We start from the raw sequence: 21,148 nt of genomic DNA, 5'->3' as shown, positions 1-21,148 counted from the left end.
CCATCACACCCTGACACCCGGCGCCGCGGTCTCCGCGGCCTCCTGGGAGTGGGTCCGCACCCTGGTCAACCTGGCCAACTCCAGCCCGGCCCTGCCGGTTCAGCCCCCGCTCCGCGGGGGCTGGGCTCGGTCCCTCCGGGACCGGATCCCGCTCCGCGGATCGAGTTGGGTCGTCGGTGCGGTGTCCCGATCGCTCCGCGATCGTGCCTCCTCCCCGACTTGCCTTCGCTTTTCTAGTCCAACATGACTGGGGTGCAGGTTAATTCGGCTAGCAGCAGGGGGTGGCGGTCGTTGCTCTACCCCACTGGGTGCTTGGTGACGGCTCGTCAGTTACGACTAGAACGTCGAGCCGTGCCAATCCTGTGTACCGCTGCTTCCTTGTCTCCAAAACTTTGGAGTATTGGAGTTCTGCCACTCCCCCGCTTACCGGAGATGGGACCCGGGAGCGCGCGAAACGCATCTGCTGTCGCACTGAGCTCAGCGGCCAAACCTCAGCCGTTTGATGGCCCGATGGTCCCGGGAGTACGGACCAGATCGATGCCGTGCTCGGCAAGGGTAGCGGACACCAACTCTTCTTGCTCTGAGGAGAGTTGATCAGCGTTCAGCTTGGTGCGGACCTTGGCGAGCCAGGGACCGATCATGACACGATCGCCGTCCACCTCGATCCACTCTCGGGCGCCGGGGGTGCGTCCCCACCGTGCCACGAAGAGCCCGAGGATCTCGGTGGTCTGCGCGAACGTGCGCCGCCGCGATGTGCTCGGCCTGCCCGCGGCGTGCTCCTGGTCTAGGAGGACGCGGTCGGGGGTGATTCCCATGCGGGCAAGCAGGTCGCGCTGGCCGGGGTCGAGGTCGGGCCAGATGGTGAGCTGGCGGTGCAGCCAGCTGCCCGCCTTGACTCCATGGATGACCGTGTCGCGGCGCAGCGTGCTGGGGTGGTTGCCGGCTTCCAGGTGGCGGCGCAGCAGATGGTACTTGCGATGCCAGTCGGGGCCGTAGGGGAGTTTCCAGTCTGGGTCGAGGGCTGTGAGCTGGTTGTCGCGGTCGGGGGTGAGGCGGTCCTTTCGGGCCAGGGCGCGCTGGTCGGCAAGGAACTGGCCGCCGGGTAGTTGGGTGGGGATGGCAAGGTGGCCGTGTTCGGCGTGGAAGGCCTCGACGGTGGCCAGGTGGCCCTGCCAGGTGGCCTCGTGGTCATCCCAGATCATGCCGAGATCCTCGAGCTCGGCGATCCATGCAGGATCGAGGGCGCCCGCCTGGTAGGCGGTGCGCTGGCCGGTGATGAATTGCCCAAGCCGGTAGCCGTAGGCGTCCTCGTAGTCGGCGCTCACTCGCAGGTGGCTGTGTTCGCTTTGGTATCGGATGGCGGCGGCTAGGCCGGCGCGGCGGGGGGCGGACAGGACGGCGCCGTGGGAGGGCCAGACGAGCAGGTCCAGGGCGCGGGCGATCGCGGTGGGGTCGAGGGTGTGGTCGAAGCGGAAGCGGCGGGTGATGTAGGTGTGGGAGTCGCGGGCGGGATGCTGGTTCTTGGCCCGGGGGGCGCGGGCGGCGATGGTCTGGTCGTGGTGGCGCAGGGCAGAGGTGACAAGCCAGAGGGCTTCGTAGGGGGTGCCGAGGAGGTCGGTGGGGTCGGCACCGGGCGGGATGTAGGCGGGGACGACGAGGCTGGCCGTCTTCGTCGTGACGGTGGGTGGTTTGCGCAGGGCGCGGCCGAGGGCCTGGACGATGCGGCGGACGCTGGCGGTGCGGTCGGCGAAGACGACGGCGTCGACGGCCGGCAGGTCGACCCCTTCGCCAAGGACCTTGGCGTTGGCCAGCACGGCCCGGTCGGCGTCGGTGAAGCGGGCAATGATGTCGGCGCGCCGGCGAGGGCTGTGGGTGCCGTCGATGGACTGCACGACGACGTCGTCCGCCCAGTCGGGGCGCAGTTCGTCGGGGAGGGTGCGCAGGGTGTGGGCGAACTGGCGAGCAAAGTCGGCGGCGTCGGCGATCTGCTGGAAGTAGACGAACACGTGCCGCAGGTCCTGCTCTCGCATGGCTTTGAGGATGGCCAGGTGCAGGGCGGTGGTGCGGCGCGCGGTGGGCCCGGCTTCCGGATCGGTGAGTGCGGTGTGCAGTTCAGTGTCGGTGACGGTGGGGACGACGAGCTGGTAGTCGGCCAGGACGCCGTCATCGATGGCGTCGGCGTGGGAGTAGGTGTGCAGGCGAGGGCCGAAGATCTGCGGCTGGTCCATGGTGGCCAGCAGGGCCGGGTCGTCCCAGGCCGGTGCTGTGGCGGCGGTGCGCTTGGGCTGCGCCCTGGTGGTGGGCGGCTCGGTCAGGCGTGGGGCTTCCCACACATACGGAGTGGCGGTGAGGTAGAGGCGGCGCTCGGCAGGGATGCGTTCGTTGCCGTGCAGCGCGGTCCAGTTCTTCTTCCAGGTGCCGGCTGTGGCGTGGGCTTCGTCCACGATCAGCAGGCCGAAGACGGGGGCGGGGAAGATCGCGGAGTGTTGGGCTTCTTCGATCTTGGACAGCGAGTCGTAGGTGAAGAAGACCGTTGCTTTGGGGTGGCGGGCGAGCCAGTAGGCCAGGTACTCCCCCGCGTTGGCCGAGTCGACCTTGGCCTCGGCGAGGAGCGGGTGTGATTCGGCGCGCAGCGAGGAGACCGTGATCATCGGCTCCGGGCGGCCGTCAGCGCGAGCTGCTGCCGCCCACTGCGCGACCAGGTCCAGGCTGGGCACTGCCACTGCCAGGTGTCGCACGCCAAGTTCTTCGGCGACGCGCAGTGCGAAGAGGGTCTTGCCGGTGCCGCAGGCCGAGACGGCGTGTCCGCGGGTGCGCGGGCGGCGCAGGTGGCGGATTGTGTTGGCGAGGCCCTCCTGTTGGTCGGTGCGCAGGACCAGACGCCCGGTGTGTTCTGTTGCGGTGGGACTGGCGGTCATCGCGCGGTTCCTCGGCATATGTGAGGGGCTGACTCGCGTTCATTCTCGCGTACGGAGGGGGTGTGGCGCAGTGTCTCTTGGTTGGCGGGGGGCGCGCTGCGGGCCACGCGCGCCCCGTGATCTGCGTCGTTGGTTGTGGGTCATGGGCGATGGTGTGCGGCTCCGTTGCGCTGGGGAGAGAGCGAGTTGATCACCGTGGGGCCCAGAGACAGCCGGTCTTCCTCTTCTTGGTTGCGTGCGTTCCGATTGGTTGTATTTCGTGGAGGTTGAGCTCTCTCCCCTTGATTTCATGCGGCCCGGCGGAGGGCTGTCTTGCGAGCCGTGGGCAGCCGCAGAAGGTCTTGCAGGGGTGTGCCGTATTCGGCCCACCGGCGCAGCCGGTCCCGGTCGACCCAGTGCACCTGGTGGCGTTCGCCCCATGCTTTGGCGTCCCGGGTGAAGGAGCCGTTGGTGACCACGACTGCGGTGTCGGCTCCGTGCGCGGGGCCTGCGGTGCCTTTGACCTGGTACATCACTGATGAGCCGACTTTGCCGGCGACGGTGGTGTGCTTGGCCTGCAGGACGATTCTGCCGCGTTGGCGGTCCTCGCCGATGACGTCTGCGGCTTGGTCTCCTTGTCGGCCGACCTGTCGTGCGTTCCAGCCGTCCCGGAGGAGCAGGTCACGCAGGGCGAATTCGAAGGCCTGGTCGTCCATGGCGTCGAGCTGTGCGAGTGTGATCCGCAGCCGGGCCAGCATCTGGGCCCGCACCTTCTGGGCCCGTGCCTCGCGCATGAATTTCCAGGCTGCGTACCCCAGGGCGAGAGCCGCAAGGAGGGCGAGCAACGGCCAGATGCGGACGGCTGCCTGCCATGTGGCTGTGGCGATCTTGGCCAGCAGCCAGAGTGCGGCGCAGGCGACGGCCGCGGCGGCGGCCTGTTCCCTGCCGCCGCGGGGTGGGCGTAGCCGGGGCGAGCGGCGGGGCATCAGCGGCCCACGCTCGCTGACACCGATGGTGTAGGGGTTTGCGGTGTTGTCGGGGAGGCCTCTCCGAAGCCGATGAGCTGGCTCCATAGCCACACCACCGCGATCAGCCCTGCGATCGACCAGCCGCTCAGTTTCTTCGCGCTGGGGCGGGGTTTGCGTCGGTAATGACTTCGCACCTTGTAGTAGCCCTCGGGCGGCTTCGCCACTGCTTCCTCCTCCGTGTCGTCAGGCCACCAACTGCGGTCTGACCTCTGGGAATTGGTGTAGCAGCGGGCACTGACAAATCCGCGGGTTTGATCAGTGGAGGCCTTGGCAGTGCCTCGAAAACGCGCCGTGATGCGGTCATGGGTCCGGCGGTGTTCGAACATGCGGGACAGTGGTTCTCGGGTCTGCGGAAACTCCTGTCATGCGGACTGGACTGGCGTGTTCTGGTACGGCTGTGGTGGCCGATGCAGGTGCTCATGGATCGCATTGCTCTGTTTCCGTCACTTTGATCACATGCAGAAATGGCATGAAGTAGTACGTGTTCGATGCGCTCCTTCTGGGAGGCAGGTCGGGTGCCTTCAGGGATGGGTGGCTTTCGACGTGGGGGCGCTGTGGGGCTGCCTTTCTCGGCGGGGCCGAGAGGGGTACGGGGCAGCCCCGGCGGTTGTGGCTACGCCTTGGGCCGACGGCGGGTTGAAGATCGGTGAGTGTGCGCGGCCTGGGGCTTGCGTTTCGTCGGCGAGGGCGGATCCGGCGTCCGTCGTGGGGTCATTCGGCCGCTTCGGTCAGGTGTGTGAGGGTGGAGCCGTCGATGTTCTTGGAGATGTGCAGGCGTTGGGTGATGCGGCGGCGGAGTTCGGGGACGTGGCTGATGAGTCCGACGGTGCGGTCGTGGGCGCGTAGGGAGTCCAGGACGTCGAGGACTTGGTGGAGGGTGTCTTCGTCGAGGGTGCCGAAGCCTTCGTCGATGAAGAGGGTGTCCAGTGCCTGGCCGCCGGCTTCGGCGGTGACGATGTCGGCCAGGCCCAGGGCGAGGGCCAGGGAGACGTAGAAGGATTCGCCGCCGGAGAGGGTGTCGGTGTGGCGTTTGTGTCCGCTCCAGGCGTCGAGGACCTTGAGGTCCAGGCCTGATTTGGCGCCTCGGGCGGCTCTGTCGTCGGAGTGGACGAGGGTGAAGCGGTGGTGGGACATGCGTGACATGCGGGTGTTGGCGGCGTCGACGACGTCTTCGAGGCGGGCTGCCAGTACGTAGGACTCCAGTTGCATGCGGAGCTGGTTGCTGGGTGAGCCGCCGCTGATGAGGCCGTGGAGGTGATCGACGGTGCGGTAGGCGTCCTCGAGGGGTTCCAGGCGCTGGATGTGGGTGTCCAGCTGAGCGGTGAGGGTGGCCAGAGCGGTCGCGCGGTCGGCGGCCTGGGTGGCGAGGGCTGCCGTGCGGGAGTGGGTTGCGGTGGCGGTGTTCAGTTCGGTGACGGCGTACTCGAGGTCGGCCGGAGGCTGGTCGATGGCTGCCTGCAGTTCGGGTTCGGCGAGCCGGGCGGTCAATACGAGGCACTGTTCACGCCAGTGGGTGATTTGGCTCTCGATCGCGGTGAGTTCGTCGTCGGGTAGGCGGGCGGCCGAGGCTTCGGCCGGGGAACTGAAGCCTGCCGCGTGAGCTGCCTGCTCCGCGAGAGCGGCGGCGCTGTGGCGGCTTGCGGCGGTTGCTGTCACGGTGGCCGCGCACGCGGCGGCGGCCTCGAGGCGGCCGGCGTGCTGGATGAGGTCGGTGATGCAGTCGGCGAGTGTGGCGTGCCCGTTGAGGGTGGTCGCGAGGCGGTGGGTGAGCTCTTCGCGCGCTGGGTGTGCAGGCTGTCGTAGGTGGCGTTGGCGGCGCCCAGGCGTGCGGTTGCGGTGTTGCGGGTGTGCTCGGTTTCGGCCTGTTCCTTTTCCAGGAGGGCGAGTTGTTCGCTGGCCGGTCCGGCGTCGGATGCCTGGGAGAGTGCGTCGGCGAGGTGTTGTTCGAGGGTAGTGCGGTGGGCGGTGAGGTCGGCGAGGGGGGTGTCGCCGCCGGCTTCACCGCGTGCTGTGGCGGCCTGTTCGTTCAGGTGGGCCAGGGTCTCTTTGGCTTTGTTCTCGCTCTGCTGGGCGCGGGTGTGGGCGGCGGCCTGTTCGTCGGCGGCGGTGGGCTGGCCCGGCTGGGCGGTGGCGGGTGCGGGGTGGGTGGGGGAACCGCATACGGGGCAGTCTTCACCGTCGACGAGCCGGCCGGCGAGCTCGGCGACGATGCCGTCCGTGCGACGGCGCCGGATGTCGATGTACGTTTTCGCGGCTTGCTCGGAGTCCTTCTTGGCCTGGCTGAGGACTTTGTGGGCGGCGCTGATCTGCTGGTCGAGGGCGTCACGGCGTCTGGCGGCTTCCAGCTGCTTTTCGACGAGGTTGAGGGTGGGGGTGAGTTCGCGGCTGGTCTCCTGTGCGCTGCGGGCGTCTTCCAGGCGTGCGGCAAGGTCGGCGCGGCGTTGCGGAAGGGTGTTGAGCCGTTCCTGGGCGTCGGTGAGGGTTTCGGTGAGTTGCCGGCGCTCGCGGTCGAGTGCGTCCAGTTCTGCCGTGTGGCGCTGGAGGGTGGCCTCCTCGGGCAGCAGCGCCTGGACGGCGCCGGTGTCGGCGTGCAGTTGCTGCGCGGCGTGAGTGAGGGCGGCGGCGTCGAGTGATGCGTGTTCGGCCAGCAGAAGGGCGCGGGCGCGGCTGTCGTCGTCCAGGGCACGGGTGTGCTCGAGGTCGGCGGTGTGTGCGGTCTCCAGGACGGATTGCAGTTGCTGGGCTTTCACGGCGCGCTCGCGGCGGTCGGCGAGGCGGTCGTGGTGGGCGGTCTGCTCGTGGAGCAGGCCGAGGTCGCGTGCGGTGGTGCGGTGGGTCTGCTGGAGACGGTGTAGGTCGCGGACGGCATGTTCTGCGATGCGGGCGTGCGCCAGCTGCTGCTCGGCGGTCTCGGTGGCGGTGGTTGCGGCGTCTTGGAGGGTGAGGGCCTGGCGGTGCAGGGCGCTGGCCCAGGCGCGGGTGGGTGCGGTGAGGGTGGCGGGGTCGTCGGCCCGGGGGGCGTCTTGGGCGGGTTCGAGGTCGTCGCCGGCTGCCTGCTGGATGCGTTCGGCCAGGCGCAGGACGTCGGCGCGGGCCTCGTCGCGCGTCTTGGCGGTGAGGGTTTTGCGGGTGGCGAGGAATTCTTCGATGAGGCCGAAGCGGCGGGTGCCGAAGAGGGTGCCGAGCAGGATGCGGCGTTCGGATGCGTCGGCGCGCAGGAACTTGGTGAACTCGTTCTGCGGGAGCAGGACGACCTGGCAGAACTGCTGGCGGGTCAGGCGCAGGAGGGACTTGATCTCTTCTCCGGCTTCCTTGTGGGACTTGATGATGCCTTCCCACTGGCCGTGTCCGTGTTCGTCGAGGACCCACTGGTGCAGGTAGGTTTCGGGCTTCTGGTCGACGAGTTCTGCGCTGTTGCGCAGGTGGGGTCGCTTCTGGGCGGGGATTCTGCGGATCTGTAGGCGCTTGCCGGCGAGGGTTACTTCCAGGGTCACTTCGGTCAGCAGGCCTGCGGGAGCGTGATCGCTGCGCAGCCGCATGTTGCGTTCGTGAGGCGGCAGGCCGTAGAGGGCGAAGCAGATGGCGGCGAACAGGGTGCTCTTGCCGGCGCCGGTGTCGCCGTGCAGGAGGAACAGGCCGTCTGCGGACAGGGCGTCGAAGTCGACGGTGTGGCGGCGGGCGAAGGGGCCGAAGGCCTGCAGGTGCAGGGAGTGCAGACGCATGTCAGACGGTTTCCTTCTCCTGGGCGCGCACGCGCATGTCGTCGACGGCCTCTTGTAGGAGGTCTGCCTCTGCGGTGGTGGGTGAGGTGCCGCGCACGGCGGTGATGAAGTCGTGGGCGATGTCGAGGTCGCCGCGGCCGCGTACCCGTTCGCGGTAGGTGGGGCTGTCGGTGGCCTGCGCCGGGATGCCGGCGGGCACGTGCCGCATGTCCAGCGTCTTGGAGAAGCGTTGCCTGAGGCGTGCCATCGCCTCGTACGGCAGGGCGGTGTCGGTGAGGGTGGCCTGCAGCCAGGCTTCGCTGAGCGGTTCGTGTGCGGGGTTGGTCAGCAGGTCTTCGATGCGGCCGGTCAGGCGGGCCAGCGGCAGGTGGAGGTCGGCTGGGATGTCGTGGCGGGTGACCGTGAGGGCGCCGTCGGCCGGCAGGTCGGCCAGGGTGAGGGATTTGGTGTGGTTGGTTTCGGAGAAGGAGTAGGCAAGCGGGGAGCCGCTGTAGTGGATGCGGTCGTTGACGCTCTGCGGGCGGTGCAGATGGCCCAGGGCGGTGTAGTCGATGCCGTCGAAGAGGTCGGCGCCGGCGTGGGCGACGCCGCCGACGCTGATGTCGCGTTCGCTTTTGCTGGTGGTGGCGCCGGTGATGAAGGCGTGGGCGAGGACGACGGAGCGGGTGCCCGGGCGGGTGGAGAGGTCGGCGCGGATGCGGTCCAGTGCTGAGGTGAGAACGGCCTGGTGGGAGGCTGTCTCGGCGTCCAGCTGGGTGCGTGCCAGGGCGGGCTCGAGGTAGGGCACTCCGTAGACGGCGACGGGGCCGTGCTCGTCGTCGAGGAGGACGGGGCGGGCGGCGTCGGCGGGGTTGGTGCGCAGGTGGACGCCGGCTTTGGCGTACAGGCCGGAGCCGGCGCCGAGGCGGTGGGCCGAGTCGTGGTTCCCGCTGATCATGACGGTGGGGATGCCGAGGTCGGCGAGCTGGTGCAGAGCCCGGTCGAACAGGCGTACCGCGTCCAGGCTCGGGATGGCACGGTCGTAGATGTCGCCCGCGATCAGCAGGGCGTCTACCTTCTGGGTGCGGGCGGTGGCGCAGATGTGGTCCAGGACCGTGCGCTGGTGGTCGATCAGATCTTCCCCGTGGAACCGGCGGCCGAGATGCCAGTCCGAGGTGTGCAGGAACCTCATGGGCACAGACCGTAACCAGAGTGGTGGGAGCTACGGGCGGTTTTCCCGATAAACGGTCTTGTTTCAGAGGCTTGGGGACACGTGAGGGAAAGGTTTCTTCGTCTGCGCCGCCGGGCGGCGGAGCCGGACGCGGCTCCCAGGGTGATTGTCAGTGGCAGGAGGCAAGATAAGCAGTGGGGGAAGGAGGATGTGATGTCTTTATCGCGTTCTGCCAGGACCGAGCACACCGTGGCGCCCGGGGGCTGCCGGTGGTGCGGGATCGAAGCCCGCGCGCACGCGCGGCAATGGACTGCGGAGGCCGGATGGCACGCCTGGACGGCGCCGACCACTGAGCAGCGCAAGGAGCGCATGCTGCAGCGGCGAACGCAGCAGCAGATCAGCAGGCGAGGGCCTGCACCTCGGTGAAGATGTCCCGTAGCTGCTGGGGGACCTCTTCGGGGGTGGTGAGCATGGACACCAGTGCGTAGAGCATGTCGGCCTTGCCGTTGGGGCTGCTCTCCTCGGCCTGCTGTTTGATCATGTAGAGGATGCGGTCGCTGAACTTGCCGCCCCGGTGCTCGGTGAAGTCGTCGGCGCTCCATGGCTGGCCCTCGGGGCGGGGCCAGTGGGCGTTGGCGGCGGCCGCCCACTGGATGTCGCTGAAGAGCTCCTCCAACTCGTTGTAGCCCTCGCTCTCGCCGACGTAGGAGACCTGCTTGGTGAGGTCGAGGCCGGCTTTGATGAGTTTCTCGGTCTTGAAGTGCTTATTGGTGCGGCTGTCGGCGTCGACCATCAGCATGACGGTGCGGTGGTGCCTGACGAGGTAGCCCGCGAGGTGGAGTGCTCCTTCGTTGTTGTCGCAGGCCCACAGGGCGATGCCGGCCGCCTGCAGGGGCAGCCCTTGCGAGAGGCGGAAGAGCAGGGGCACGCACTGCTGCTCGGTAGGGCCCTCGACTGCCAGGAAGCAGCGTTCGTGCAACAGGACGGAGTTGCGCAGTCCCACCGCGGCGGCGATCTGCCCGAGGTGGAAGTCGATGCCGTCGTGGGTGTCGTGGTCGAGACGCTCGACGAGGGTGCGGCCGCTGTCGCTGAGCTTGAGGTGTACGACGTCGGCGATGTCGACGCCGTCGATGAGGTTCATCGAGTGGGTGGCGACGATGACGCTGACGTGAGGCAGGGCGCACTGCTTGCGGATGATGTCCATGACGGTGCGCTGGTGGCGGTAGTCGAGGTGGGTGTCGGGCTCGTCGTAGACGACGATGGTCTGCGTGGGCTGCGGCTCGTCCTGTTCGCCCGTCGCTGCGAGTTCGCTGCTCTCGAGGAGGCTGCTGGTCCACTCCCACACGGCGAGGGCAATGCGCCGGGTGCTGCCCTGGCCCGAGCGGGTCAGGTCCACGGGCTCGCCGTCGGCCTTGGAGACCTCCAGCGGCGCCCTCTTGAAACCGCCCTTGAAGGAGACCTCGGGCTTGACCTCCACGCCGACGAACTCACGGCAGTGCTGGCGGATGTGCCGGCACAGCGAATCCGCTTCCTTCTCCAGCCTCTGCGTGATCTCCTTCTCGATCTCCCGGACCTGTCCCTGGAGGGTCTCGTCCTCCAGATGGGTCTCGTAGCAGCTGCTCAAAGCGGTGCGCACCGCGTCGTCCGGGCTCTCGTCCTTACCGCCGAACGCCAGCAGCCGCGGCAGCCGCGCCTCGAGGTCTTTCGGCAGCGGCTGCCACTGGTCGGTCTGCGGGACGGTCGTGGCGTACGCGGTGAGCGCGGCCAGCAGGTCTTCCTTCAGCGTGCCCGACGGGACGAGGCCGAACTCGGCGACCAGTTCGGTCAAATCCTTCTTCATCAGCCGGCCCAGGCCCTGCAGACGGCTGTCGGCGGGCTGCGATCCGAAGAACTCCCAGCACGCCGCCTCGCCGGCCCGTGAGCGGCGCCGGATACGGACCTCGGCCGGTAAGGGGGCCGCTGCGGCCTGCTCGGCGGTGTCCAGGCGGAAGACACCCTCCACCCATGTCTCCGCGCAGCGCTGTCCCTTGACGCCCTCGTCCTGCTGGTAGGTGCGATCCTCGTCCGTCAGACGGTGCTCGCCCAGCAGGAAGGCCAGCGCGGCCAGGACCGCGCTCTTGCCGCCGTCGTTGCGGCCGGCCAGGATCGTCGGGCTGCTGACCGGGATGTCCTGCACATGGGTCAGAGAGCGGAACCCGCACGCGGAGAAGCGGATGAGGTGCACGGTCGAGCTGCTCCGTATCTCCCCGCTCCGCCGGGCGACGGACAGGGGTGTGGCGTGCGGGCGTTACGCGTGCGGATGAGGCGCTTGAGGCCTCGGCGCAGGCAGTCATCCTAGAGGCACGCAAAGCAACCGTGCCCCGTATTGCGCCAGTTAGCGTCTGGGCGAGGAGAGGCTGGGCCTCTCCGCTTGAGGGTGGAACGCCGTATCCCGCAGAAGCCGGGCGCTGCACCGGCGCAGCCTCAGTGAACGTCTTTGACCAGTGCGAACCCGGAATGCACGGTTCCGCGCACGGCGGTTGAGAGCCGAGGGGCACCGGATCGGGAGCTCGGACGTCGCGTCCGTTATGGCGGGGCCTTTCATTACGGGTATCGCGGCCAACTCATCAGTTCTCCTGGGTTCCCACAGCAGCCGTCGGCGTGAACCAGAAGGGGCAGGCTGCCCAGCCATCACTCGGTCGGCTGCTTTTCTTGACGTTCTGTCATTTTTGTCAACTTCGATACATGGAGGAATATTTGAAGCTAATCTTTTGAGGTCTGATCCGAGGTGGTACGACGTGAGCGACGTACGTCCGGCGCAGCCGGGGATGCTGGTGGTGGCCCGGGAGTTCCGCGGCATGACGCAAGCCGACGTGGCTGAGGTGATGGTGAAGGCCTCCGGCGGTGACGCGGCGGTGTCCCAGGGGTACGTGAGCCGCGCCGAGAGCGGCCGGCTGGCGGTCTCGGGAGAGCGGCTGGAGCTGTACGCGGCGGCGCTGGGGTATCCGCCGGATCTGCTGTGTCTGGATCCGCAGGTGCACGGGGTCGGCGTGGGGCTCATCCACCACCGCAAGCGTGCGTCGTTGACCGTCTCCGCTCTGCGGCACCAGCATGCCCATCTCGCGCTGACACGGGTGCAGTTGCAGGGCATCGCCGCGTGCCGCGCAGGTCTCGGTGTGCGGGCTGCGGCCATTCCCACTGTCGCAATCGACGCCCTGACCACGGCCAAGGACGCAGCTCGGCAGGTTCGCAAGGCCTGGGGCATACCGCCGGGCCCGGCGGCAGACATCACCGCATCGCTGGAGGAGGCCGGGGCCCTGGTGGTCGCGCGTGATCTGGGCAGCGGCCGGCTCGACGCGGTCAGCCAGTGGGACGGAACGCAGCCGCCGCTCATCCTGGCCAACGACCACGCGCCCGCAGACCGCTACCGCTTCAGCCTGGCGCACGAGCTGGGGCACCTGGTCCTGCACCAGTCCCCCGGCGACAGCGCCCTGCAGGAGCGGCAGGCCGATGAATTCGCCGCCGAGTTCCTCATGCCCGCGCGTGACATCCGCTCCGCCTTCACGCCCCGCGTCGACCTGGAACTGCTGGCCCGGCTGAAGCGGGAGTGGAAGGTGTCGATGGCCGCGCTGCTGCGCCGGGCGCAGAGTCTGAACATCGTCACGGACTGGCAGTACCGCAGCGTGATGGTGGAGATGTCCGCGCTGGGATACCGCACAGCCGAACCGGTCGAGATAGACCAGGAGCGGCCCCGGTACGTCCCTGGGCTGATCCGCTCTGCTCTGGCCGCGGGGATGAGCGAGGAGGAGCTGGCCCGCTGTGCGCGGCTGCTGCCCGAGGACTTCCAGCTGCTGTACGCCCCGCGCGAAGGCGCGGCGGTGGATTCCGCTTCGAAGGTGAGGCCATGACTGAGTCGTTCCCCTCCCCGCGCCCAGGCTCCGGTTTTGATCCCGCGGAGCCTCCCGACCCCCCTCTGCCCCAACCGCCCTCTGTACCGCAGCAGTTGCGGGGCCGGATGCTGCTGCAGGCCGGAGTGAGCCGGGTCGGTTACATCCGCGAGCAGCTCGATCCGGTGCGAAGCGGGCTCGTCGTCAGCGGTTCCGGGGCTGCGGTGAAAGTCCGCAAGCTGCGCGAGGAGGGGTTCACGGGACCGCTGCTGGCGGATCCCGCCGTCTACACCGTGGCGGCGGCCGGCGAGGACGACCCTTTCCCCGACGTCTCGGAAGGCCAGCTGGCCTTCGGTGACCCGCTGAGGCTGTCGATCGAGGAGCAGGTGGGCCACCGTGTGGGCGCGACGGCGGCCATGACGCCCACCGGATATCTGCACGCGGAAGACTCCGGCGCCCTCAAGGCCGCCGTCCACCAGGTCCTCAAGCTGGAGGACCCTCACGTCTTCTTCAGTGTTCCCGTGGACGTGGGGTGGCTGCGCGACGACGCGGTCGGGCAGCTGATCGCCTGGCTCAATGTCGTGCCGAACCCCAAAGCGGTCATGCTCGGCGGACAGATGGACCCGCTGGCCGGCTTCTCCCAGGCAGTGGGCAACCTCAAGCGGCTGCTGGTGGAGGTCCCCGGAACCGCGCTGCTGCGTGCCGACCTCGCGGCGTTCGGGGCTCTGGCCCACGGGGCGGCGTTCACCGCCTTCGGCGCCACCAGCAGCGTGCGGCACATCGTGCCGCCCGGCCAGGCGGCCAAGCGGTCCCCGGGCGGACCGAACTCGCCCTCCGTGCTGCTGCCGGAGCTGATGGACTTCTTCCTCGGCGAGACGCTGGCGAAGAGGTTCGCCGCGGGCCTGGCGCCGGTGTGCCGGTGCGCGGCCTGTGACGGGCTCGTGCTGGACACCTTCGTCAGCAATCACTGGCAGGTGCCGGCGGCCGCCCACAACGCGGCGGTGCTGATGGAGTGGCTGCGCAGCATGGACGCCGTCGAGCCGGACGGGCGGCCCGCGTGGTGGCAGCAGCGCTGCCACCACGCGGTGGACCGCTACCCGGTACTCAACGCTGAACTCGACCATCCCGGGTTCAGCGCCTTCAAGGTGCCCCAGCAGCTGCTGCAGTGGGCGCAAGCCCCCGTCGCCCCGCAAGCCCCCACCACGGCACGCCCGGTGGCGGGCGTGGAGCGCCGTGAGCCGTGACTAGCCGATGCGGTGGTGGAACTCCTCGGTGAAGCACCACGCCGCGGGGGTATGGCGGCGCGGGGTGTAAGGCCGGGGTTCCAGCAGCAAGTCCACGCTCTCGCCGTCGGCCACCAGGACGCCGATGCCGTAGAAGGCGGCTTCCATCAGCTTCTCCTCAGCCGCCGGTGGAGCGCTGTCCAGCAGAAGGGCGCGCCGGCAGAAGGGGGCGAAACGGCCGGCTTGCTCGAGTCCTCCGCGCCAGCCCGCGGCGCTTGCCCGCACCACGGCGAGATCAATGGTGAGCGGCCGCACCGCGCGACGGGTGACCTCACGGCGGTCGAGCTCAGCGGCACCGGCCGGAAGCCGGCGTACCGCCGAACGCAGCCGTGCGGGCAGCGACGCCAGCGCGACGGGCTCGTCGACGGGCAGCTCCAGAAGAGTCTGCAGCGCATGAAGACTGTCCAGGCGGGCCGCTGAGACGCGGGCGCGGCGTGCGCATTCTTCCTCGTCAAGCCGGTAGAACAGCAGCGCCTGGCTGCCCATCAGCTGGAGCGAGACAGACAGCGCGGCCGGATCCAGCAGGGCCGCGGAGGCTGCGCGTACCGATGTGCCCACCGACGGGCTGGCCAAGGTCACCATGCCGTTCACCCTGCCTCATCCGACTTCAGCCGCACCCGGCGGCCCCGACTATCCCACCCGATGGGGCACGGCCGCCTCGTCCAAACGTTCCAAAAACCCGCCCATTCCTTGCCACAGTGCTATATCGCCGATCGCACGGCAGAACCACCGCCGTTTCCTCGAAAAACCTGGGCCGCAGTCTGCGGACACGCCGCGTGGGCTCACTGAGCCCTGGCGCACGCCCCGCAGCACCCGCCGCGCCGTCGGCTCGGTGGCCTGCCTGCGGCAGACCGGCGCTTTGCACAGGTCAGGAACTGGTGCGACGGGATACTGTCGTTCACTGATCCTGGCTGGCTTCGGACGAGTTGTCAGTTCCGGCGCTGCTGGGGAAGGCTGCGAGAGTTGCACCCTGCCGCGGTTCATCGGGCAGGGCCAGCTCGAACCAGACCACTTTGCCCGTGGAGAGCCTGCTGACTCCCCAGCGTCTGGCTATCCGGTTGACAACATAAAGTCCACGGCCGGTCTCGTCCGTGCTGTTGGGCTGACGGGCTCTGGGCAGGCTCGGCTCATCGTCGACCACTTCGCACCGTAATACGTCGGTTCGTAGCAGCCGCAGGGTGACGCGCTGGGAGGTGTGACGCACAGCGTTAGTCACGATCTCACTGACCAGCAGTTCCACCGGATCCGTTAGCTCTTCCAGTCCCCAGCGCGACAGCGCGCGCCGTGCGTGGTGCCGGGCCTTGCGGGGTGCCGTGTCTTTTGCGTCGAGGTGCCAGAAGGCGACATCGCCCGGCGCGAGGCCGTCGAAGCGGGCAGCGAGCAATGCCACATCGTCTCCTCGGACTCTCTCGATTGGTCCGACGAGTGCGTCGATCACGTTGTCGCAGAGTGTCTCCAACTCCACTGGCCCGCGGTTGGTGTTGGCCGGACGGCCTGCGGCCACCTGTTCGCGCAGCTGTTCTATCCCGTCCCACACGTCTCGGGTTCGCGATTCCACCAGGCCGTCGGTGTACATCAGGAGTGTGGCGCCGACGGGGGCATCCACTTCGATGACCTCGTAGTCCACGCCGCCCACACCAACAGGGGTGCCGGGCAGTACCTGCAGCACCTCGGCCTTGCCGCCCAGGTGCAGCAGGACCGGCGGGGGATGTCCGGCGTTCGCAATGGTGAGGCGGTGTGATAGCGGGTCGTAGACGGCGTACAGGCAGGTCGCCATATGGTTCCCGCCCAGTCGCTGGGCCTGCTCGTCGAGGTGGTGCAGGACTTCGTGAGGCGGCAGGTCGAGGCCGGCCAAGGTCTGCAGTGAGGTCCGCAACTGGCCCATGATGGCGGCGGACACAGTGGCGTGGCCCATGACATCGCCGATGACCAGGGCGGCTCGGCTGCCAGGCAGGGGGATGGAGTCGTACCAGTCGCCGCCGACGCGTGCGGTTTCGGTGGCTGGCAGGTAGCGGCTGGCGAGTCGGATGCCGGTGGGCTGGGCGAGGCTTGCAGGCAGCATGGTGCGCTGCAGTTCGTCCATGGCGATGGCCTGACTTCGGACCAGGAGTGCCCGGTCGATACCGAGGGCGGTATGCGTGGCCATCTGTGCCGCGACGAGCAGGTCCGCCTCGTCGTATCGCGTCGAATGGTGACGGAGGAACACGGCGAATCCGAGCAGTTGCCTCTTGCTCTGCAGGGGAGCGATGATCACGCTGGCCTGGGCTGGGAGAAGGCCTGCGGTGACGTCTGCCAGCGCAGCGCGAGAGAGGGCATCGTTGACAGTGACGGGGCGCACGCTGCTGAGGATCTCGGCCAGGGGGCTGCCTTTCGGCACGGTGAGTTCCTCGGGCGCCGACGGCAGCGGGACGAGAGCCGCTGGCTTGGGTGCGTTCTGGCGGTGAGCGAGGCGCACATCGCCCAGAGACGACGATTCGTAGTCCTGCAGTGGCTCTCTGAGGTAGATGAGGATTCCGTCGGCGAACTCCGGCACCGCTGCACCGCCGAGGCCTGTCACGACTTCCTCGACGGTGATGCCGGCGGCGATGCGCTCTGTGGCGGCGGAGGCGAGCCGCATACGGTCCAGCGATGGTACGGGTCCGCCGACCAGCTCGCCCGGCTCGAATGGCATGGTCACGGGGTTGTGTGCGGTTGTTGCCAACAATGGACTGCCGTCTTGCGCCTGGGCTCGCGTGCTGTCTGCAGCCGGCGCCGATGTGTCCCCAACGGTCTGGCCGGGGATCGTACGACCACTGCGACCGTCCTTGGCAGCCTCGGCGACATTCATGCCGAGGTCCTCTGCGGCTTCCTGTACGGCGTCGTGCTCCAAATCCAGTGCGACACGCACCTTCTCCAGCGCATCGTCAACGGCGTCGAGCCCGGCCTCTTCGGGTGCTGGCGGCGTGAGCGGAGCGGGCAGCAGTCTGCCGCCGTCGGACTGGGCTGAGGTCGTCGTCTTCGCCTTGAGGGCCTCAAGCTCGGTTTCCAGTTCCTGGATCCGCCGTGCTGCGTGATCGGCGACCGCCTGTGCCCGCTGCCGGTCGCCGTCGGCACGGGCCAGCTGCGTGCGCAGTTCCAGCTCCTGGCTTTCGGCCCGTCGTCGTGTCTGTTCCAGGCGCTCGACATCCGCTGGGGCCCGCAGGGCGGAACCCCTCAGTGCGTCAATACGGCGGGTGAGTTCCAGAACCTTCGCCTGGGCTTGGCCGAGCATGCCGAAGAGGATGGTGGCGATCTGCAGGGCCTGCTGTCGTCCCTGCTCACTGGCCTCGAAGGCCCGACGGGCGCGGTTGAGTTCCTCATAGGCCGTGATGGCCTGACGCTGAACCTCCAGCACCTCCCGCGCGGTTACCTGTGGGCCGCTGCCGTCGGTGGCCGTCGGCGCAGTCTGCGCCAGACGCCACAATTTTTGCAGGGGGACCAGTCGCTGGTCGGCTGTCTCGCTGTCGTCGTCCGGGTAGCAGACGTCAGCCACAGCTTCCACCAGATCCCACGACAGGCCCTCGCCCGCCAGTTGCTTACGGAGCCTGGTCAGCGACGGCACCTGGCCACTAACGAAGTGTTCGGCCGTCAGGCGCTGATGAAGGTGGGCCACGGGCACTCCTGCCGTGTCCAACCACGAGCGGAGCATTCCGACGAGCTCGTTGATCTCCGCGCATGAACCGCGCGCCGGCATCCACGGTCGCCCAGCCCGAGTCCGCTCCCCCAAAACGCAACCCTCTCTTGCCGATTGTTCTGCCACAACCCCCGGCTTATCTCTGCAACAACATCCAACCGCTCGTCCACCGGCGGGCGCCGGGAAATCGTGGAACTGCATCCGACGAACCGACAACCCGAGTCACAGGCGGTATTACGCGTGTCCCCCCGCTCCACGATCGTGCTGGTCCTGCTCGCCATCGTTCTCACGCTCGCCCTGGCCGCAAGCATCACTGCCGCCGCGCTGGCCCGCTGGGACAACGCGAGCATCCCCGCGGCCATCACCCGCGCAGGAATCGCCTTCGCCAGCGCGCTCTCCCTCGGTATCGCCTTCACCGCGCTCCTCGTTTCCATCTGGTCATAGACACACTGAGTAGTGGGTGGTGCCCCAGCGGTCGCTGACGGCGGTGGCCTGGAGCCGGGTGAGGTTGCCGCGGACGACTCCGGCGAGTCCGGCGAACGGATGAGCGCGAGAGCTGGACACCGTCCTGGCCGTCTCCGCCGCCCGCCAGGTCGGTGCAGGCTCCGCGGTCGCGGATGTGGGGATGCAGGTCGGCGGTGCGCTGGGCACCGCGGTCAGCGGCAGTGGCATCGCCACCTCTACCGCAACGACCTGCCTCAGGCTGCGCAGGTGCCGGGCGCGGCCGGGGACGCTGTACGCGAGTCGCTGCCGGGCGCCTCTGCGGTCGCCCGGCAGCTGAGCGGTCCGGCCGGCGAGCGGGTGCCATCCGCTGCGCGGCACTCCTTCACTTCACCGGCACCCCGGCGTCCCGCGCGCCAGGCCGAAGCATCACCCGCCTCAGCCAGTCGGATCCCAGGGAGTGCGAGAGGGCCCGGATCGGGTGGATCCGGGCCCTCTTTAGAAGTAGCGGGGACAGGATTTGAACCTGCGACCTCTGGGTTATGAGCCCAGCGAGCTACCGAGCTGCTCCACCCCGCGTCGGTATCCCCACCGTACGCCATCCCAGCAGGCGCCGAAGACCACCTTCCGGTGCAGGGCGCTATGCGGCGAAGCCGACGTTGGTGACGTACTCGTACTGGCCCCACTGCGAGCCGAGGTCGACGATCGTGTCCTGCCACGCGGCGTCGAGGCTCTGGTGGTCGCCGGCCGCCCAGGAGCCGACGATGCGCTCCCAGCGGCGTACGTTCATCGTCCGGTACTCCACCACGCGCTGCAGCGGCTGCGGCACCTGAGACTGGTTGAGCGGGTGGATCTCCACTCGAGTACCGCGTCCGTCGCGGTTGAGGCGCCTGAGGAGATGGCGGGCGACGTTGTGGCGGCGTACCGCCCGGTACACCTGGTCGATGCGTTCCAGGTTGGCCTTGGAGGGGCGGCGTTGGCCATCCAGCCAGGCCTTCAGCGTCCGGTGGGTCACTGTGAGTCCGGCGTCCTGCGCGGCCTTCAGGGTCTGGGCCGACTTCGTCAGGTAGTGCAGGCGTGCCATCCAGCCACGCTTGGCGGTCACGGGAGTGGCGATGCCGCCCGCGAGTTCGTCGAGCTTGCGAGCGACGGCGTCGCTGCCCTTGATGCCCCGGGCGCCGAACCTCCCGAAGTCGATGTTCTTCTCCGGCACTACTCCCCCTCGCCTGCAGGCTCACCGGCGTCGGTTCCGGCGGTGTACGTGTCCTTGACCTTGACCTCGGTAACACCTCGGCCTTCGGCGAAGACACGGCGCCAGTCACCGATGACGTGGAGTTCGTCGGTGCCCATCGCTCGGACGACGGCCAGGCCTTCGTCATGGGCCTTGAGCGCCTTGAGCCACAGATTGGCGAAGGCCTGGCTGCGGATGAGGTGCATCCAGTCCGGACGGTAGAGCTCCCGGTTGTAGTTCGACTCGCCCATCGTGGAGACGAACTTCGAGTACATCGCCTTCACGTACTCCAGTGTCACCGTATCGCCCTGCTCGATCGCCGTGTCGCGGGCATCCTTCAACGCGATGCGGAACTTCTCCAGCAGGTTCTCCGTGGCCCCGGAGGTGTACGACTCGTGGATCCGAGGAGGCGCGCACAGTTGGTGCTTCGGACCGGACAGCCGCAACAGGAGGCGGAGCGTCGGCTCGGTGACCCACAGCGGGCCCGGCTCGTCCCTCTGGCCGATCGGGTTGGGCAGCACCGCCTCGTGCTCCCACTCGGGCGGGGTGATCAGGTGGACTCCGGAGCGGCGGCGGTCGTGGGCCAGGCCGGTGGAGTGCTCGAGCTGGCCCAGGGGGAGGTGCGTCTTGAGGGCGGAGAGGTAGGCGCCGTTCATGTCGAGCGCGGTCACTTGATGCCTGCCGGGCGGGAGTTCGTGACGGGTCCACTTGGGGCGGGCTTCCCAGATCTGGTCGGCGCCGCGCGCGGTCTGCTTCTTGAGGATGTCGGGGATCCAGGGGTGCGCGATCACGTCGTAGCGGGCGCCCTTACGGGTCTCGTCCAGCAGTCGCATCGCGTCCGGGATGGCCCGCTTCAACAGCGCCGCCGTGGCTGCGTCGACGTCGCCCCGGTGCTCGGCAAGCGCACCCTGCACGGCCTCACGGATCAGGTCGACCGGGCCGGACGTCTCTTGGAACGCGTGGCGGGCCGGGCCCTTGGAACGCTCCGTCGCACGCGCCGGACGTGTCGTGCGCAGCGGCGCTTTCGAGGTGTGCGCGGTGGGCTGTCCGGCTGGCGGGGCAGCTGGGGCTCCGGTGGCGGTGGGCCGGCAGTCGGCGGGGGTCAGGTGCTGAGCGAACCCCGCCACGCGTTGTCCGGCCGGACTGCCGCACAGCACACAGGGCTCGGGGGCGACGAGCAGCTCCACTTCGTCCCCGTCCCCGTCCCCGTCCTCGTCCTGGCCGAGGTCGGGCGAAGACAAGGGGGTGACGGTCGCGGCCGTGCCTGACGTGACGGGCTGCTCCGCAGCCGACGCCGCCTCGGTCTCGGACCCGGTGGCGAGCTTGGCGTTCAGCCCGTCCAGCAGGTAGGCGTATTTTGTGCGGATCTCGCCGGCCGGGTCCCGGCCGCTTTCCCATCCGCTGAGGGTTGAGGGGCTCACGCCGAGCGCGCGTGCCACCTGTGCCTTGGACAGCCGAGCCCGCTCTCGCAGCTCGCGGCGCACGTGGCAGGGCGGGAGTTCGGCCTGGGGGCCGACGGCGTCAAGCAGCGAGTCGATCGCGTCGAAGTCGCTCACCGGCCCGTCCCCCTCGCTTCGGTCCGCACGGTACGGCGCCTGTCGGCGGGCAGCGCCTCGCACGCTCTGGTCGGACCCGCCAGGAGATCCAGCGCGCCGATGCCGTAGTGCTCGGCCAGGACGTCGACGTCGCGCAGGCTCCACGAGATGGCGCCCGACTGCCGGCGCGACACCTGCGTCTGCGTCAGTCCCAGCACCCCCGCGACCGACCGCTGCGATTCACCCGTTACCTGCATCAACGCGGCCACCGTCAGCCGCAGCGACTCCTCCAAGCGCAATCCCATGCCACCATCTTACTTGAATCGATGCAGATTTCACATGT

General features: G+C 68.7%; 15 protein-coding genes, 1 tRNA gene and 1 pseudogene. 4 read left to right on the top strand and 13 right to left on the bottom strand.

The annotated features are described in order from the left end of the window. Nucleotides 1-91 (top strand): annotated as a pseudogene (locus ABZ078_RS31565) (TetR family transcriptional regulator); the annotation flags it as partial. Nucleotides 92-491: 400 nt separating this feature from the next. Here the strand turns inward: ABZ078_RS31565 and ABZ078_RS31560 are convergent. From ABZ078_RS31560 to ABZ078_RS31535, 6 genes are all read right to left on the bottom strand, one after another. After that, a complete protein-coding gene (locus tag ABZ078_RS31560; RefSeq protein ID WP_356580893.1) occupies nucleotides 492-2,918 on the bottom strand; it encodes a Helicase associated domain protein in 2,427 nt (808 codons plus the stop codon). Between the two features lie 287 nt (nucleotides 2,919-3,205). Then, nucleotides 3,206-3,883: a restriction endonuclease gene (locus ABZ078_RS31555; protein ID WP_356580891.1), complete on the bottom strand. Its 678-nt coding sequence runs from the start codon at nucleotides 3,881-3,883 to the stop codon at nucleotides 3,206-3,208. Then, on the bottom strand, nucleotides 3,883-4,089 hold the full coding sequence (locus ABZ078_RS31550; RefSeq protein WP_356580889.1) for a hypothetical protein: 207 nt from the start codon (nucleotides 4,087-4,089) through the stop codon (nucleotides 3,883-3,885). The genes ABZ078_RS31555 and ABZ078_RS31550 overlap by 1 nt, the downstream gene beginning before the upstream one ends. Before the next feature lie 547 nt (nucleotides 4,090-4,636). Beyond that, nucleotides 4,637-5,413 carry an SbcC/MukB-like Walker B domain-containing protein gene (locus tag ABZ078_RS31545; RefSeq protein WP_356580887.1) on the bottom strand — a complete coding sequence of 259 codons (777 nt, stop codon included), beginning with the start codon at nucleotides 5,411-5,413 and terminating at the stop codon, nucleotides 4,637-4,639. A 164-nt stretch (nucleotides 5,414-5,577) separates the two neighbouring features. Next, entirely contained in the window at nucleotides 5,578-7,647 is a 2,070-nt protein-coding gene (locus ABZ078_RS31540) for an SMC family ATPase (protein ID WP_356580885.1), read from the bottom strand. 1 nt (nucleotide 7,648) lies between these two features. Continuing rightward, nucleotides 7,649-8,818 carry an exonuclease SbcCD subunit D gene (locus ABZ078_RS31535; protein WP_356580883.1) on the bottom strand — a complete coding sequence of 390 codons (1,170 nt, stop codon included), beginning with the start codon at nucleotides 8,816-8,818 and terminating at the stop codon, nucleotides 7,649-7,651. Nucleotides 8,819-11,574: 2,756 nt separating this feature from the next. Here ABZ078_RS31535 and ABZ078_RS31530 point away from each other — a divergent pair. Both ABZ078_RS31530 and ABZ078_RS31525 read left to right on the top strand, forming a co-directional pair. Beyond that, a complete protein-coding gene (locus tag ABZ078_RS31530) occupies nucleotides 11,575-12,684 on the top strand; it encodes an ImmA/IrrE family metallo-endopeptidase (RefSeq protein ID WP_356580881.1) in 1,110 nt (369 codons plus the stop codon). Continuing rightward, nucleotides 12,681-13,907: a hypothetical protein gene (locus ABZ078_RS31525; protein ID WP_356580879.1), complete on the top strand. Its 1,227-nt coding sequence runs from the start codon at nucleotides 12,681-12,683 to the stop codon at nucleotides 13,905-13,907. Before ABZ078_RS31530 ends, ABZ078_RS31525 begins: the two co-directional genes overlap by 4 nt. On the opposite strand, the gene ABZ078_RS31520 is transcribed toward ABZ078_RS31525, so the two are convergent. Together ABZ078_RS31520 and ABZ078_RS31515 are read right to left on the bottom strand one after the other, a co-directional pair. Continuing rightward, on the bottom strand, nucleotides 13,908-14,537 hold the full coding sequence (locus ABZ078_RS31520) for a hypothetical protein (RefSeq protein WP_356580877.1): 630 nt from the start codon (nucleotides 14,535-14,537) through the stop codon (nucleotides 13,908-13,910). Nucleotides 14,538-14,844: 307 nt separating this feature from the next. Continuing rightward, nucleotides 14,845-17,577: a SpoIIE family protein phosphatase gene (locus tag ABZ078_RS31515; RefSeq protein ID WP_356580875.1), complete on the bottom strand. Its 2,733-nt coding sequence runs from the start codon at nucleotides 17,575-17,577 to the stop codon at nucleotides 14,845-14,847. Between the two features lie 261 nt (nucleotides 17,578-17,838). On the opposite strand from ABZ078_RS31515, the gene ABZ078_RS31510 reads away from it, so the two are divergent. Continuing rightward, nucleotides 17,839-18,042: a hypothetical protein gene (locus ABZ078_RS31510; RefSeq protein ID WP_356580873.1), complete on the top strand. Its 204-nt coding sequence runs from the start codon at nucleotides 17,839-17,841 to the stop codon at nucleotides 18,040-18,042. Here ABZ078_RS31510 and ABZ078_RS31505 read toward each other — a convergent pair. The 5 genes from ABZ078_RS31505 to ABZ078_RS31485 all read right to left on the bottom strand — a co-directional run bounded on the left by ABZ078_RS31505 (nucleotide 18,037) and on the right by ABZ078_RS31485 (nucleotide 21,110). After that, nucleotides 18,037-18,420 (bottom strand): hypothetical protein, encoded by a 384-nt coding sequence (locus ABZ078_RS31505; protein ID WP_356580905.1) that lies wholly within the window; start codon nucleotides 18,418-18,420, stop codon nucleotides 18,037-18,039. The two genes, ABZ078_RS31510 and ABZ078_RS31505, sit on opposite strands and share 6 nt — an antisense overlap. Nucleotides 18,421-18,544: 124 nt before the next feature. Further along, a tRNA-Met gene (locus ABZ078_RS31500) sits at nucleotides 18,545-18,618 on the bottom strand. 61 nt (nucleotides 18,619-18,679) lie between these two features. Beyond that, nucleotides 18,680-19,252 carry a transcriptional regulator gene (locus ABZ078_RS31495; protein WP_356580871.1) on the bottom strand — a complete coding sequence of 191 codons (573 nt, stop codon included), beginning with the start codon at nucleotides 19,250-19,252 and terminating at the stop codon, nucleotides 18,680-18,682. Then, the gene (locus tag ABZ078_RS31490; protein ID WP_356580869.1) at nucleotides 19,252-20,826 is read right to left on the bottom strand and encodes a helix-turn-helix transcriptional regulator; all 1,575 of its coding nucleotides are present in this window, start codon (nucleotides 20,824-20,826) and stop codon (nucleotides 19,252-19,254) included. The genes ABZ078_RS31495 and ABZ078_RS31490 overlap by 1 nt, the downstream gene beginning before the upstream one ends. Further along, entirely contained in the window at nucleotides 20,823-21,110 is a 288-nt protein-coding gene (locus ABZ078_RS31485; protein ID WP_070201824.1) for a helix-turn-helix domain-containing protein, read from the bottom strand. The genes ABZ078_RS31490 and ABZ078_RS31485 overlap by 4 nt, the downstream gene beginning before the upstream one ends. Between the last annotated feature and the right edge of the window lie 38 nt (nucleotides 21,111-21,148).

The organism is Streptomyces sp. NPDC006385 (assembly GCF_040612485.1).
Lineage (GTDB): Bacteria > Actinomycetota > Actinomycetes > Streptomycetales > Streptomycetaceae > Streptomyces.
Note: the sequence above shows the minus strand (reverse complement) of the source record. Positions and strands in the feature narration are given on the sequence as shown.